Genomic DNA, 13,759 nt, shown 5'->3' with positions numbered 1-13,759 from the left:
GTCATCGCGGACCTCGACGCCCTCGCCTAGCGGTCCGTGAAGGCCTCCTTGAGGGACCCAGAGTCCCTCAAGGAGGCCTTCACGGACTTTCAGAGGACATCCCGGCGCCGCAGCAGCCAGCCGCCGAGGGCGGCGAAGACCACCAGGTACCCGGCCACCACCAGCGTCGCCTGGGAGACGCCGACGAGTTCCCCGATCCCCGGCGTCGCGCCCGAAGCGCCGAGCGACGCGGCCAGCGAACCGGCGTTGGCCCCCGGCAGGGCCCGCTGGAGCGTGTCGACCCAGTCCAGCAGCGGAGCCGCGACCCCGAACAGCAGGTTCTGGACCACCAGCAGCCACACCAGGCCCAGCCCGATCGGCAGCGCCACCCCGCGCATCGCGACGGCGAGCACCGCGCCGAACGCCGCCCAGGTCATCGCGATCAGCCAGCCCGCGCCGATCCCCGTCGACAGCGAGCCGAGCGAAGGCCAGTTCATCGGCTCGCCCTCGGACGAGGCGATGATCGCGCTCGTGACCGCGCCGGTCGCGAAGCTCGTCAGCACGACCGCCCACGTCGCGACGGCCAGCGCGAACAACTTTCCACTGTAGACAGTCAGTCGCGAAGGACCTTGTGTCAGCACGGTCTTCCACGTGCTCCAGCCGTACTCGGTACCGACGGCCAGCACCCCGATCACGAGCATGATCGCGCCGAGGAACACCGGCAGCCCGCCGATCGAGTTGCCGACCAGGTTCGACGGCATGGTCGACGCCAGCCCGCGATCCGTGCCGGGTGCCCCGCTCGACGATCCCGCCGCGCCCGCGAGCGGCAGCAGATAGGTGAAGGTCAGGCCGAGCACGACCGCGATCCCCAGCATGAACCAGTTCGCCGGCCGCCGGACGAGTTTCGCCAGCTCGGCGGTGCAGCTACCCCACATGACTTGCCACCTCTCCGGTGAGCTCGAAGAAGACCTGCTCCAGATCCCGTTCGCGGACGTGCAGTTCGCGCACCGCGATCCCTTCCGTGACGAGTTCGCGGTTCAGCCACGACGCGCGGTCCGGGTCGACGGTCAGATCGAGCCCGGTGCCGCTCGCCCGCACGTTCTCCGCGCCGATCCAGTGCCGCACCAGCTCGGCGGCGCGCGGGTTCTCGTCGGTTTCGATGTGCAGGACGGTGCCGCCGCGGAGTTCGGCCACCGTGTTCTCGGCGACCAGCCGTCCGCGGGAGACGACGCCGACCCGGTCGCAGATCTGCTGGACCTCGCCCAGCAGATGGCTCGACAGCAGCACGGTGCAGCCCTCCGCTCCGAGCCGCCGGATCAGCACGCGCATGTCGGCCATCCCCGCCGGGTCGAGCCCGTTGGTCGGCTCGTCGAGGATCAGCAGCCGCGGATCCTTCAGCAGTGCCGCGGCGACCCCCAGCCGCTGCTTCATGCCGAGGGAGTAGGTCGAGTAGCGGTCCTTGCCGCGATCGGCGAGATCGACCATCGCGAGCACCTCGCCGACGCGGAGCGGATCCGTTCCGCTGTACCGGGCCAGCACCCTGAGGTTCTCCGCACCGGACAGGTACGGGTAGAAGCCGGGCGATTCGATCAGCGCGCCGACCCCGTCGAGATCGCCGGGCGGCCTGCCGAACAGCCGCACGCTGCCCGACGTCGGCCGGACGAGGCCCAGCAGCATCCGCAACGTCGTCGTCTTGCCCGCGCCGTTCGGGCCGAGGAAACCGTAGATCTCGCCGGGCAGCACGGTCAGTTTCATCCGGTCGACGGCGAGATGTTCGCCGTACCGTTTCGTGAGTTCGTCTGTGTCCACGGGAAGGTTCATGGTGACGAATGGTGTCCCGTGAGAGGCCTTCGCCACATCCGTTCCCAAGCGGCACCACGCGTACGTCATCGGACGTAGGGGGATGGCCGGAATCCTGCGACATCTGTCGAAAACCCCGGTACCGGGCACCGGGGTGACGACCATAAGCTCGCGGCGTGTCGAAAGTCCTTTTGATCATTCATGTGCTCGCCGCGATCATCGCGATCGGCCCGGTCACCGTCGCGGCCAGCATGTTCCCCGCCGCCGCCAGGAAGGCGTTCGCCGAACCGGGTTCCGGTCTGTCCGTGCTGCGCATGGTGAACCGGATTTGCCGCGTCTACGCGATTCTCGGTCTGGCGGTGCCGTTCTTCGGATTGGCGACGGCGGGGAGCATGCGGGTGTTCGGCGACCTTTGGGTGATCGTGTCGATCGTGCTCACCGCCGCGGCCGCCGGCGTGCTGGCGCTGCTGGTCTTGCCCGGACAGAACGCCATCCTCGCGGCGCTGGACGCCGAGCCGCCGTCGGAACCGGTCACGGCGGGCCGCGTGGCGATGTACACCGGGATGTTCAACCTGCTCTGGGCCGTGGTGACGGTGCTGATGATCGTGCGGCCCGGATCGACCACTGGTGCTTGAAAGCGGCTACGCCCTCAGCAATTGGTTGAAGAAGGAACGGTAGCGGCGCAGCGCGATCCGGAGGTCTTCGGTGGCAGGCTCGCCCTGGCTCCAAGCGGATTCCAGTTCCTTCTTGTGCTCCGCGAAAGTGGCGGCCAGATTCTGGATCACCGCGGCGACGAGTTCGTCGGCTTCCTTGACCGCTCGTCGCGGATCGTCCACGAAAGCCGTCTGGATGCCCTGCCAGCTGCCGCGGAAGCGTTCGACGTCGGTGTCGCCGAACAGGGTGTGCTCAGTGTCCTCGGCGTCCACAGTGCCCTCATTATCCACAGAGGACTCTTCGACGCGGGGTTCGCGCGTGCCGGGTTCATCCGTGGTGGGTTCGGCGATCACCAAGTCCTCGGTCTCCAGAGGCCTGCTTTCCGTCATTTTTCACTCCTTCGTCACCGTCGGTCAACAGATCTTCGAACACCGCGCGATAGTGCTTCATCGCCTCCCGCATGTCCTCTGTGGACATTTCGGATTCCGCGTGGTGCTCCAGCGTTTCGTGTCCCGCGCGGTAGTGGCGCAAGGCGTTCGCGTGCCGGACGGACAGGTCCGCGAGCTGCTGGTCGTACCCTTCGGTCGGGTAGCCGCGCTCGGCCATCAGGGAGACCAGCACCCGGTCCGCCTCGACGACGGCGCCGGACGGCCGGTCGACGAACTGCTCCTGGATCAGCGCCCACTCCTGGGCATAGCGGTCCTTTGTGGACGAAGAAAGCGGGCGGATGTCGAGATCCGAATGGCGTTTCACCCGCGACGAAAGCTCACGCTCCGCCTCCCGAGGGCTCTCGTGTTCCTTGACGGCGCGGTCGTACTCGGGACCGAACGTCTCTCGTAACCGCCGCCTGCGCTGCCCCGCGACGACGAACCAAGCTGCCGCGCCCACTACCAGGACCGCGGCGATGACGATGATGATGACCAACCAGGTGGACATCCTTATCTCCTCCGGATTTCTTGCCGGTCAACCCCCGACGGGCCATGAGTTCCCGGACATTCGTGAGCGGAAACCCTTGTGTCACAAGAATTTTTGGATCTTAGGCCGGATGGCGTAGTGAAATGATCTCGAACCGGCGCCGTTCCGATGAGTGGGTCAAGCCCTTGTCGGCCATTTGGCTCAGGTCGTAAGGCTCGCTAACTAGGCGTGCCTCTTTTGGGTGCCGCCGATGACTCAGTGTAGGTAAAAACTCCCGATCACTGCTCCGTTGTGGCACTATTGCCCCGTTCGCAGGAAGAGGGCCTGTGAACGGAGGGGACCCGGTGTTTCCGGGACGCCTGGTACGACAAAGAAAGATCAGCAGGGGAGGAGATCGTCGAATGTCGACGCCTACGGACGTCAAGGACCCCATCGGTGAGGAGGAGCCGGTCGACCCGGCTCAGCCCAAGCCCGAACTGCCGCACCACGAGCACGGCCCGGACTGCGATCACTATCGTGACAAGCTGCTGGAATGCTCGGGCGGCTGCATCCAGAGCCCACCTCCTACGCCCTGATGGCGTGAGCCGAAAGGCCTGATCCGCCCGTCAGGGTATTCCTTGACGGGCGGCGGTCTTCCGGCTACCGACTGTGCTGTCATAGATCAGTGGTCGTAACAGAACTCGGGATGGCCGAGGCCATCGAAAAGGCGAGGGCTCTTCAGCGGGCGGGAGTCGACGCGGTCTGCTCGGCCCGGCCGCGTGAGGGTCTGAAGTTGCTCCACCAAGGGATGTCGGTTCTCGACTCGGTCGAGTCGGCTGTCGAAGGCGACCGGTCGGAGTGGCTCGCCGCGCGGATCCGCCTCACGAACTCGCTTGTCGCGCTCGGTGTGGAAACCGGTGGCGAGGTCGCCGTCGGGCTGGCGGAACTGGACGAGGTGCGGTCGCTCCTCGACGAGGTGGGCGATCGGAAGCTGCGTGCGGAGCTGAGTGGCGCCATCGACCACAACTACGGACTCCTGCTCATGGCGGTGGGCCAGAACGAAGACGGCATCGCTTACTTCGATTCATCGATCCGGAACAAGGAATTCGTTCTTTCCTCGGCGCGGGATCCGATTCCCGTGCTTCATCCGTACCTGGGAACGATGATCACCCGTGGGCTCGCCTATACGCGATTGGGTGATGTCGGCAAGGCTCGGGAAGACCTGGCCCAGGCGATGGTCATCGCGGAGAAGTACGAACTGCGGCAACAGGCGGCGGATGTGCGGCGGCCCCTCGGCTCGCTCGAGTTGAGGATCGGGAACGTTCCCGTCGCACTTCGGCTCTACGAAGAATGCGAACGGATCTACCGGGCGCTCGACGTTGAGATCCATCCGCTTCTGCGTCTCGAGCAAGGGAAGGCACTGCTGGCCGCCGGACTGGCGGAGGAGGCGGCCGGTCACCTCGATGAGGTGCTGGTGATGATGCACGAGCAGACCAGTACCACCCGCGATCTCGCCGACGTGGAGTTGTATCGCGCGTCCGCGGCGCTGATGAGCGACGACCTCGAACTCGCCCGCGGCTACGCGGCCTCGGCGCGGCGAAGGATGCTGCGCTGGGGGTGCCAGACCTGTGTCGCCAACGCGACCATCGTCGGCCTCCGTGCCGACGTGCGCGACGCGTTGCGCACCAACGAAATCCCACTCACCTTGACAGCCCGCGCGCTCCGCGCGGCGAACGGGATGCCGATGCCGCGGCTCGCCGATCAGGCCGCGCTGGCGCGCATGCTGGCCGTCCGGGTCGAGCTGCGCAAGGGAAAACGCAAGCGTGCCGCCGATCTGCTCGACCGGATTCCGCGGCCGGGGCGCCTGACTTCCGTCGATTACCGCATGTTGCGACGGCTTTGCCGCGCGGAACTCGCGGTGGCACAAGGGGACAAGACCAAGGCCTTGGCCGAGATCCGGGCCGGGCTCACCGAACTCGACCGCGTCCGCGATCGCATGGGCGGCCTCGAACTGGTGTCCGGGACGGCGGTGCACGGCCGGGAGCTGGCGGATCTGGCGATCAAGATCGTGCTGGAGCGTGCGGACGCGGTCCGGTTGTTCGGCTGGACGGAGCGGACCCGCGCGCAGAGTTACCGGTACGAACCCGTCGCGGCGACCGATCCGGAGCTAGCCGAGCGGGTCGGCGAGGTGCGCGGGCTCGATCAGGCGATCCACCAGGCGCAGCACGACGGGCATCCGACGGCGGCCTTGCGCGCCAAGTACGCCGAGCGGTTGCGCGAGGCGCATCGGCTCGGGTGGCACACGGGGCGGTGGGGCAGGCCGCGGCCGATCGCGCGGCTCGCGGAGGTCGCCGAGGGGCTGGGCGAACGCGCGCTGGTGAGCTTCGCGTCTTCCGGGGACGACCTGGTGGCCGTGGTCGTCGCCGGTGGGCGGTGCGAACTGGTCCGGCTCGGTTCGGCGGCGCGGGCGGCGGAGTCCGCGCGGATGCTGAACGTCGATCTCGACGCGCTCGCGCCGGACCGGCTGGCACCGCCGCTGGTCCAGTCGGTCCTCGGTTCGGCGCGGAAACAGGCCGAACGGCTCGACACTCAGCTGATCCGGCCGCTGGAAGCGCTGTTCGGGGACCGCGGCCTGGTCGTCGTGCCGACCGGTCCGCTGTTCGCCGTCCCTTGGGGTGTGCTGCCGGCGCTGCGGTCGCGGCCGATCGTCGTCGCGCCGTCGGCGACCGCGTGGCTGGGGGCCCAGCGCTCGGCGACGCCGGATTCGCGGAAGATCGTCCTCGTCCGCGGACCGGGTCTCGTCGGGAACCGGGGTGAGCTGGAAAAGCTCACCACGCACTACCGGGCCGCGGAGACGCTGATCGGCCCCGACGCGACGGTGACGTCCGTGCTGCGGGCGCTGGACGGTGCGCAACTAGCGCACATCGCCGCGCACGGCGCGCACGAGCCGGAGAACGCCTTGTTCTCCCGGCTGGAACTCGCCGACGGGGCGCTCTTCGCGCACGAGATGGCGGGACTCGCGCAGCCGCCGTCGCAGGTCGTCTTCGCGGCGTGCGAACTGGCGTTGAACCGGATCCGGCCCGGCGACGAAGTCCTCGGTTTCGCGAGCGCGTTGCTCGCGAGCGGTTCGCGGACGGTGATCGCGCCGTTGAGCCGAGTCGGTGACGAGGCCGCGGCCGCGGCGATGGACGATTACCACCGCGGACTGGCCGAAGGCGCCGGACCGGCGACGGCCTTGGCGGACACCGTCGCGGTTGATCCGTTCCGGCGGCCGTTCGTCTGTTTGGGTGCGGGCTGAACGTACGGCTTGACAACCCCTGTTCGATCTTCACGACTCCAAGTGCCCGGTTGGTTACTCTTGACCGAGTCGTCTGAACCAATTATGGTCTAGACCACATTCGCCAGCCCGGCGCTTCGGCGGATGCAAGTCCCAACCTTCAGTGGTTTTCGCTCGCTGTGACCAGGAAATCGAGTCAGCGGTGGGTGTTGAGATGGGAAAGGGGTAGGCATGAGCTTCAAACGACGGCTTTTGACCCTGGCGGCGGGTACGGCAATGGTGCCGGCGGTTCTGGTCGCGATCCCGGCGGGAACCGCCAGCGCGCACGGCTACGTTTCCTCGCCCGCGAGCAGGCAGGCGCAGTGCGCGCAGAACACCGTTTCCTGCGGTGACATCAAATACGAGCCGCAAAGCGTCGAGGGCCCCAAGGGCCTCATGAGCTGTAACGGCGGGGTCGGCCGTTTCTCGGACCTCAACAACGACAGCAAGGGCTGGAAGGTGCACTCCCTCGGCCGGACCACCCAGTTCCGGTGGACGCTGACGGCTCGCCACCGCACCAGCACCTGGGAGTACTTCGTCGACGGTGCCAAGGTCGCCACCATCAACGACAACGGTGCGACCCCGGGCGCGACCGTCACGCACAGCGTGAACCTCCAGCAGAGCGGGCGGCACAAGATCCTCGCCCGGTGGAACGTCTACGACACGGCGAACGCTTTCTACGCCTGCATCGACGCCAACATCAGCTAGGTGTCGCTCTCGTGAGTGGTAATGCCGGTCCGACCGGCATTACCACTCACGAGTTTTTTTGTGCCAGGCTCACCCCATGAGCGATGACGAGCGCGACGGGGTCAAGCTGACCAACCTCGACCAGCCGTTGTTCGAGGGCGCGACCAAACGCGATCTCGTCGATTACCTGGACGCCGTCTCGGATCGCCTTCTGCCGGTGCTGGAAAACCGGCCGCTCTCGGTGATTCGCATCCTGCGCGGCCAGGGTCCCTTCATGCAGAAGAACCTGCCCAAGTACACGCCTGACTGGGTCAAGCGGCACGGGATGTGGGCGGAGACGTCGAAGCGGCAGGTGTCGTACGCGCTCTGCGACGACCGCCGCACGCTCCTGTGGTTCGCGAATCAGCGCGCCGTCGAATACCACCCGACCTTGATGACCGCGGACGCCGACGCGGGTCCGACCCATCTCGTGCTGGACCTCGACCCGCCCGCCGGGGACGATTTCGCGCACGTCGTGAAGGCCGCCGGGCTGGTGCGGCAGGCACTGTCGGATTCCGGGCTCGCCGGAGCCGTGAAAACCAGTGGCTCCAAGGGGGTGCACATCTTCGTCCCGCTGGTGCCGGGTCAGGGCTTCGAAGACGTCGCGGCCGCCACTCGCGCGCTGGGCGCCCGCGCGGAGCAGGTCGATCCGTCGATCGCGACGACCGCGTACATCGTGGAAGACCGCGAGGGAAAGGTGTACCTCGATTCGACGCGGGCGGGCGGCAACACCGTCGCGGCGGCGTACAGCCCGCGGCTGCGGCCGGGACTGCCGGTGTCGTTCCCGGTGGCCTGGGACGATCTCGAGAACGTGCGCCCCGCCGATTTCACCGTCTCCACGGCGCTCGCTCTGCTGGGGGACAAGGATCCCTGGGCCGACGCGATGCCCGGACCGCAGACGCTGCCCGCCGACCTGGTCGAGCAGGGGCACACGATCCCGGTCGCCCGTGTCGTGGCGATGCACGAGGGGAAACGCCGCGCGAGGCTGCGCGCCCAGGAAGGTTAGGCCGCCCGTTCGACCGGGAGGAGCCGGACTCTTCCCGGCTCCTCGTCGGTGACGAACCGCAGCGCCCCGGTGGCCTCGCGGGTCACCATCCGCGCGCCGCGCCAGCCCGCCGGGACCCAGCCCGCGCGCAGGTCACGACGCACCTTCCCGGCCCGTTTGACGTGGCGGGCGAACGAATGACGGCGGATGACGCGCCCGCGCGCGACCTGGCCCGCGCGGGCTTCCTCCGGCGTCACGTCGAGCCACAGCAGCCGGACCGGACGGCGGCTCAGCAGGCCGAGCAGGGCCAGCGACCCGCGGGTCGTCGCGCGGGTCGACGGCTCATGCACGATCAGCGGGCCGCGATCCGTCAGCGCGGACCGGACGACCCGCGCGCGGTGCCACAGGTGGACCACCGGCCGGTAGCACCGGTACGGCAGCGCGGCGGGCAGTCGCGTGCGCAGCCGCGCGCGGACCTGGTCGGAGTCGAGCACCGGTATCGCGCCGGTCGCCGCCCGGGACAGCAGGGTGGTCTTCCCCGCCCCGGGGATTCCGGCGACCACCAGCAGATCGCGCCGGCCGAGCTGGAGTGCGATGCGATCGGTCATAAGGCCTCAACGACCCGGCTGATGATAAAGGTTCCTTTACCTTGATCCGCTCGGCTCCGGCACTGGTCAGGCCGTCACGGACGGCTCCGGCGCCACCGTCCGATCGGGAAGCAGTGTCCCGCCCTTGGTGAGCCAGGCGACACCGAACGCGAAGATCGCCACCGATTCCAGCCACAGCGCCGGGTAGAGCGACTTCGTCAGATCGTCGAAGACGAGGCCGCAGAGCACGATCAAGGCCAGGCACACCAGCATGATCACGCCCGAGGTGACGTACAGCCGGTTCCGCTCGGGTTTGCGGGCGCCGGGGATCTCCTGATCCGACTTGGTGAACAGCACGATGCAGAAGAACGCCAAGGTGAGGAAGAAGACGGCGGCGAAGACGAGATGAAGGTGGCCGATGACCTCGTCCGTGCGGTCGCCGTTCGACGGTGTGGTGGGGAAGAGCGCCACCCCGACCGCGGCCACCGCCGCGATGTTCCCGGCGATGTCGTCGATCCGGCCGTAACCCCGATAGGACAACAGGAAGACGCCGATGGCGCACATGATGCCGACCCACACGTCGCGCATTCCCGAGTAGTAGTACCCGCTGATCGAGTTGAGCAGGCCGCCGCCGTCGACGATCAGCTTCCCGAAGATCAGCACGAAGGGCAGCCCGATCCCGAGGAAACCTATGGCGCGCCGCAGGAAAAGGTAGTTGCGGACGAGATTGTCGGATGCCGTTCGCGCGCTCATGATCGCCTCCGTGCTCAGTGCGTAGTCGCTACTCGGGAGTATCGACTACGTGAGCACGAAAAATGACACTTCGTGACGACGTTGAGACTATGTGTTATCGAATTGGTCGGCTACGCGGTGTCCAGCACGACGGAGGTGACGTAGCCTCCCATCCCGATCGACGTCTTGACGGTGAGCCCGCTTTCCGGCCTGGTCGGTCCCTCCAGCAGCTGCGGATGTCCGTCAGCCACCGGTTTCGGCGCCGGGATCAAGTCGTGCTCCGCCGCCAGGCAGGTCGCCGCGATCTCGGTCAGCGCGCTGCTCGACTGGCTGTGCCCGGTCAGCGGTTTGATCGAGTAGATCCGCGTACTGGCGGGGAAGACCGTCTCCAGGATCTGGGATTCCGTGCGGTGGCAGAGTTTCGTGCCCGTTCCGTGCGCGTTCACGTAGCGGATGTCCGCGGCGGAGACCCTCGCGTTCTCCAGTCCTTGGGTCACCGCCGTGATCGCCGTCGTCGGGTCGGGGTCGAGCGCCATCGCGTTGTGCGCTTCGTGGGTCATGGCGCCGCCGAGCACGGTCGCGTACGCGTCGGTCTTGCGCTGGGTCAGCACCGTCGCGACCGCGGCCTCGGAGAAGGTGAAACCCAGTGTGCCCTCTTGGAAAGGACGGCACGCCTCCAGCGGGGGCACGTCGGTGATCGCCACCCCGCAGTGCACGAAGTTGCGGACCACCGGCCTGGTCGCGGACAGATCGGTGGTGACCACCACGACGTCGTCGGCCATGTCCGCGTCCAGCCACATCTTCGCGGTGAGGGTCGCGGCGCTGCCGGTCGCGCACATGGCGGACAGGGTCATCGACGGGCCGTGAAAGCCGAACTCCGACATCAGCGAGGCGATCGGGGTCGAGGGCATCATGCCGATGAACTCGCGCCGGTACATGAGCTGATCGCCCATCTCGGTGAGCCTGTCCCAGCTCCGCAGGTCCTCGCGGACGCCGCCGGCGATGACGCCGACCCGCCGTCCGGGAGACCAGCCGCGGGCACCGGCGTCCTCGATCGCGTCGCGTGCCGCCGCGAGCAAAGCGCGGGCGTGCAGACTGCCGTCCCGGGATCTGCCACCCTCGGGGATGTGCGCGACCCAGCCCGGCAGTTCCGGTGTCTCTCCGAAGCCGTCGGTGTACTGGGCGCAGGGGACGCCACTGGCGAGGCCTTCCCACAGCGATTCGCGCCCCCAGCCGTAGGCGGTTACGGCGCCGATGCCGCAGATGTCTGTTTTGCTCCGCACGTGTTTCCCTTCAACTACATTCAGTCAACGCTGGGGTGGAATAGCCGCACCGATCAGCTGTCCGAGGAGGACGGCTACGTCGATTTAGTGATCTAATCGGAAGCTACATCAGTCGAGTAGGGGGTTTGGATCAGATGGATCCTGACGATCTCGACGGTGGGACTCCCGACACCCACCGGCCCTCGGATCAGGATTCCTCGCCAGCGAACGGCGCCGCGACCCGCACGGTGGGAGAACCCGACCGGCACGCCTCGCTCGTCCGTCTGCTGACCGAGTTGTCCGCCGAGAGGGATCGGCGCGGCGAACCCGCGCTCGCCTTTCTCGGCCAGGGGTACCGCCTTTTGGAGCAAAATTCCGACGGCGGGACATTGGGCACCCAATATCTCACGATGGTCGAGGCGAGCCCTTACGGGATCTGCGTCCATCAGCGCGGCAAAGTCGTGTTCGTGAACTCCGCCGCCATGCGGTTCGTCGGCGCGAAGGTGTCGACCGAGATCATCGGGATGCACATCACGGACCTGGTCGACGCCGGTTCGCAGGACGCGTTGCTGGCGCGGATCGGTTCGCTGGTCTCGCCCGGCTCGTTCAGCGAACCGACCGAAATGACGCTGCGCACCTTGAAGGGGGGCGGTGTCGCCGTCGAATCGCAGGCGGTGCTGACGACCTGGGAGGGCGAGCCCGCCTACCAGGTGATCATGCGCGATCTGACCACGCAGAAGGCGGCCGAGGCCGGACTGCGGTTCCAGGCCGCGCTGGTCGGGCACGCGAGTGACGCGATCATCGCGACCTCGCCGGACGGCTTGGTGACGAGCTGGAACCCGGCGGCCGAAGCCGTCTACGGACACGAACTCGACCAGGTCATCGGGGTTCCGGTGGCCGAGGTCGTCGGCGCGCCGATGAGCCCGCGGCAGGTCGTCGCGGCGGGCGGGGTCGTGCAGGCGACGCATTTCAGCGCCGACGGCACGGCGCTGGCGGTGCGCGTCTCCGCGGCCGAGATGTTCGACGGCTACGTGCTGCTGTGCGCCGACGAGACCGCGCAGCGCCGGGCCGAGGCCGAATTCGCCACCGTCGTCGAAACGCTCGACGAAGGAGTGCTGGTGGTCGGTCCCAGCGGGCGGATCGAGCTGGCCAACACCGCGGCGCACCGGATCGCCGGCGTCCCGGAAGGCTCCCTCGTCGGCTTGGAGAGCCGGACGCTGCGACTGCACGACGAAAGCGGCGCCCCGGTGCCGGTCGAGGATCTGCCGTCCGCGCGGGTGCGGCGCTCCGGGAAGGTCGAGACCGGGCGGGTCGTGCAGGTGCGGCGCCGCGACGGCGCGCACCGGTGGCTTTCGCTGACCTCCGGTCCGCTGATGGCGCCGGGGCAGAGCGTGCCGTCGGTGCTGACGTCCTTCGCCGACATCACCGAACGGCGGGCGATCAGCGAGCGGCTGGCCTACGAGGCCACCCACGATCCGCTGACCCGGCTCGCGAACCGCACGCTCGCGCTGAACCGGCTGCACCGCACGATCGCCGATCCGGTCCGCACGACCACCGTGATGTTCATCGATCTCGACAAGTTCAAGATCATCAACGATTCGCTCGGTCATACCGTCGGCGACCAGGTGCTGCGCATCATCGGCGACCGGCTGCGGGCCGCCGCCGGCCCGTCGGACCTGGTCGGCCGGCTCGGCGGGGACGAGTTCCTGGTCATCACCACCGGTTATACCGAAGCAGCCGAGGTACGGGCGCTGGCCGATCACCTGCAGCGACGGCTCGCGGAATCGCTCACGGTGCACGGCCGCGAACTGCATATAAATACAAGTATCGGAATAGTGATCGCCGAACCCGGTGATATCCGCAGTGCCGACGAATTGCTGGAAGACGCCGATTTGGCGATGTACCAGGCGAAAACATTCGGGCCGGGCCGCTACGCCTTCTACGATCCGACGATGCGGAAACGAGTGCGGGATCGTTTCGCGCTGGAGCAAGATCTGCGGAACGCCGTCGCGGAAGGCCTGGTCGAGACCGTTTATCAGCCCGTCGTCGATTTGCGGACCGGCGAAACGGTCGCCGTGAAGGCGAAGTCCCGGTGGGATCACCCGGTCCGGGGATCGATCGATCCTGCGGAATTGGCCGAGATCGCCGACGACGGCGATCTTTTGACGATCATCGGTGCGAAAGTCCTTGCCAAGGCCGCCGGCGAGATCTCGCGATGGCGTGCCGATCATGGTGTGCACTGTAATGTGAATGTGAGCCTTTCGGTCCGCCAACTGGGCGATCCCACGTTGCTGCAAGTGGTACAGACAACTTTGGAGAGCGCGGGGCTGGGGCCGCAGGACCTCAGTCTCGACGTCGACGAGACGGCGCTGAAGGACGCGGCCGACGCCGTCGACGCGCTGCGGAAGACCGGTGTCCGGGTGACCGCGGAACGGTTCGGCGCCGGGTATTCCTCGCTCGCGCAGCTGTGCAGGCTCGATCTGAACGTGATCGAAGTCGACCGGTCGTTCGTGGCGGGGCTCGGGATGTCGAGCGACGCCGAGCCGATCGTCGCCGGGATCATGGCGATGGCGCACGCGGTCGACCTCGTGGTGGTCGCCGAGGGAGTCGAGACCGCGCAGCAGTTGACGGTGCTGCACGAACTCGGCTGCGATTGGGCGAAAGGGCCGCTGGTGGCGCCGCCGGGCCGGGTCGAGGACCTGAAGGCCGCCTACCCGCACGTCGTGCGGTGAACCGGACCGCCGCCGCGTACGTGCTCCCGGGTGAGATCGTTCCTCGCCGCTGACGGGACCAAAGCCTCCTATCACTCCGGCTCTTCGCGACG

General features: G+C 67.7%; 13 protein-coding genes. 6 read left to right on the top strand and 7 right to left on the bottom strand.

All coding sequences use genetic code 11. The annotated features are described in order from the left end of the window. Window positions 1-89: 89 nt before the first annotated feature. A complete protein-coding gene (locus AB0N89_RS17250) occupies window positions 90-914 on the bottom strand; it encodes an ABC transporter permease (RefSeq protein WP_364205397.1) in 825 nt (274 codons plus the stop codon). After that, a complete protein-coding gene (locus AB0N89_RS17245) occupies window positions 904-1,800 on the bottom strand; it encodes an ABC transporter ATP-binding protein (protein ID WP_364205395.1) in 897 nt (298 codons plus the stop codon). Before AB0N89_RS17245 ends, AB0N89_RS17250 begins: the two co-directional genes overlap by 11 nt. Before the next feature lie 155 nt (window positions 1,801-1,955). Between AB0N89_RS17245 and AB0N89_RS17240 the strand changes: the two genes are divergently transcribed. Beyond that, entirely contained in the window at window positions 1,956-2,414 is a 459-nt protein-coding gene (locus tag AB0N89_RS17240; protein ID WP_364205394.1) for a hypothetical protein, read from the top strand. 6 nt (window positions 2,415-2,420) lie between these two features. On the opposite strand, the gene AB0N89_RS17235 is transcribed toward AB0N89_RS17240, so the two are convergent. After that, window positions 2,421-2,822, bottom strand: coding sequence for a hypothetical protein (locus AB0N89_RS17235; protein ID WP_364205392.1), 402 nt, complete (start codon window positions 2,820-2,822; stop codon window positions 2,421-2,423). Then, entirely contained in the window at window positions 2,761-3,369 is a 609-nt protein-coding gene (locus tag AB0N89_RS17230; protein ID WP_364205391.1) for a hypothetical protein, read from the bottom strand. Before AB0N89_RS17230 ends, AB0N89_RS17235 begins: the two co-directional genes overlap by 62 nt. Window positions 3,370-3,749: 380 nt before the next feature. Here AB0N89_RS17230 and AB0N89_RS17225 point away from each other — a divergent pair, with 380 nt between their 5' ends. The 4 genes from AB0N89_RS17225 (at window position 3,750) to AB0N89_RS17210 (ending at window position 8,375) form a co-directional block, all read left to right on the top strand. Then, window positions 3,750-3,923, top strand: coding sequence for a hypothetical protein (locus AB0N89_RS17225; RefSeq protein WP_364205389.1), 174 nt, complete (start codon window positions 3,750-3,752; stop codon window positions 3,921-3,923). Between the two features lie 89 nt (window positions 3,924-4,012). Beyond that, complete coding sequence (locus AB0N89_RS17220) at window positions 4,013-6,625, top strand: CHAT domain-containing tetratricopeptide repeat protein (RefSeq protein ID WP_364205387.1); 2,613 nt, start codon at window positions 4,013-4,015, stop codon at window positions 6,623-6,625. Between the two features lie 210 nt (window positions 6,626-6,835). Continuing rightward, window positions 6,836-7,351 (top strand): lytic polysaccharide monooxygenase auxiliary activity family 9 protein, encoded by a 516-nt coding sequence (locus AB0N89_RS17215; RefSeq protein WP_364205385.1) that lies wholly within the window; start codon window positions 6,836-6,838, stop codon window positions 7,349-7,351. 76 nt (window positions 7,352-7,427) lie between these two features. Continuing rightward, entirely contained in the window at window positions 7,428-8,375 is a 948-nt protein-coding gene (locus tag AB0N89_RS17210) for an ATP-dependent DNA ligase (protein ID WP_364205383.1), read from the top strand. On the opposite strand, the gene AB0N89_RS17205 is transcribed toward AB0N89_RS17210, so the two are convergent. The 3 genes from AB0N89_RS17205 to AB0N89_RS17195 all read right to left on the bottom strand — a co-directional run bounded on the left by AB0N89_RS17205 (window position 8,372) and on the right by AB0N89_RS17195 (window position 10,956). Beyond that, entirely contained in the window at window positions 8,372-8,962 is a 591-nt protein-coding gene (locus AB0N89_RS17205; RefSeq protein WP_364205382.1) for an AAA family ATPase, read from the bottom strand. The genes AB0N89_RS17210 and AB0N89_RS17205 overlap by 4 nt on opposite strands. A 66-nt stretch (window positions 8,963-9,028) precedes the next feature. After that, entirely contained in the window at window positions 9,029-9,694 is a 666-nt protein-coding gene (locus AB0N89_RS17200) for a DUF998 domain-containing protein (protein ID WP_364205380.1), read from the bottom strand. Between the two features lie 110 nt (window positions 9,695-9,804). Further along, complete coding sequence (locus AB0N89_RS17195) at window positions 9,805-10,956, bottom strand: beta-ketoacyl synthase N-terminal-like domain-containing protein (protein ID WP_364205378.1); 1,152 nt, start codon at window positions 10,954-10,956, stop codon at window positions 9,805-9,807. Window positions 10,957-11,090: 134 nt separating this feature from the next. Here AB0N89_RS17195 and AB0N89_RS17190 point away from each other — a divergent pair, with 134 nt between their 5' ends. Beyond that, on the top strand, window positions 11,091-13,667 hold the full coding sequence (locus AB0N89_RS17190; RefSeq protein ID WP_364205376.1) for an EAL domain-containing protein: 2,577 nt from the start codon (window positions 11,091-11,093) through the stop codon (window positions 13,665-13,667). The last annotated feature ends 92 nt before the right edge of the window (window positions 13,668-13,759 follow it).

The sequence above is a fragment of the Amycolatopsis sp. NPDC089917 genome (assembly GCF_040684635.1).
GTDB lineage: Bacteria > Actinomycetota > Actinomycetes > Mycobacteriales > Pseudonocardiaceae > Amycolatopsis.
This window is presented reverse-complemented; position numbering and strand designations above follow the sequence as displayed.